Origin of the sequence: Pseudomonas sp. 2822-17, assembly GCF_002742485.1 — a bacterium.
In the GTDB taxonomy this organism is placed as follows: Bacteria; Pseudomonadota; Gammaproteobacteria; order Pseudomonadales; family Pseudomonadaceae; genus Aquipseudomonas; species Aquipseudomonas cyclaminis.
In genome coordinates this window covers 1-851 of record NZ_LJRZ01000590.1, presented here as the reverse complement: position 1 = coordinate 851, position 851 = coordinate 1, and the positions used below count along the sequence as shown (strand labels likewise).

At 59.7% G+C, this 851-nt stretch carries 1 protein-coding gene; it reads left to right on the top strand.

The genetic code is table 11. The features are described from left to right. Positions 1 to 851, top strand: an 851-nt coding sequence (locus tag AOA60_RS23510) for an aminotransferase class III-fold pyridoxal phosphate-dependent enzyme (protein ID WP_143522513.1), incomplete at both ends; no start/stop codon positions are given.

Below are 851 nucleotides of genomic sequence, written 5' to 3'. Positions count from 1 at the left end.
GGCAAGCGCTACCTGGACGGCATGTCAGGACTATGGTGCACCCAGTTGGGGTACGGGCGCAGGGACCTGACCGCTGCGGCAGCAGCGCAGATGGACCAGTTGGCGTACTACAATATGTTTTTCCACACTACCCACCCTGCTGTGATCGAACTGTCCGAGCTGCTGTTCAGTCTATTGCCCGGCCACTACAGCCATGTAATCTATACCAACTCCGGCTCTGAAGCGAATGAGGTATTAATCCGTACCGTGCGCCGTTACTGGCAGGTGGTCGGCCAGCCGCAGAAAAAGATTATGATCGGCCGCTGGAATGGTTATCACGGCTCAACCCTTGCGGCGTCCGCGCTGGGGGGTATGAAGTTCATGCACGAGATGGGGGGGCTTATTCCCGACGTAGCGCATATTGATGAGCCATATTGGTACGCCCATGGCGGGGAGTTAAGTCCCGCCGAGTTTGGTCGCCGTTGCGCGCTCCAGTTAGAAGATAAAATTCTAGAGCTTGGCGCCGAAAACGTCGCAGGCTTTATCGCAGAGCCGTTCCAGGGCGCCGGTGGCATGATTTTCCCACCTGAAAGCTACTGGCCCGAGATCCAACGCATCTGCCGCCAATACGATGTGCTGCTGTGCGCCGATGAAGTGATCGGCGGCTTCGGCCGTACCGGCGAGTGGTTCGCCCACGAGTACTTCGGTTTCGAGCCCGACACGCTGTCCATCGCCAAGGGTTTGACCTCGGGCTATATCCCCATGGGCGGGCTGATTCTGTCGCGGCGCATGGCCGAAGCGCTGGTTGAAAAAGGCGGCGTGTTCGCCCACGGCCTGACCTATTCCGGGCACCCGGTGGCGGCGGCGGTGGC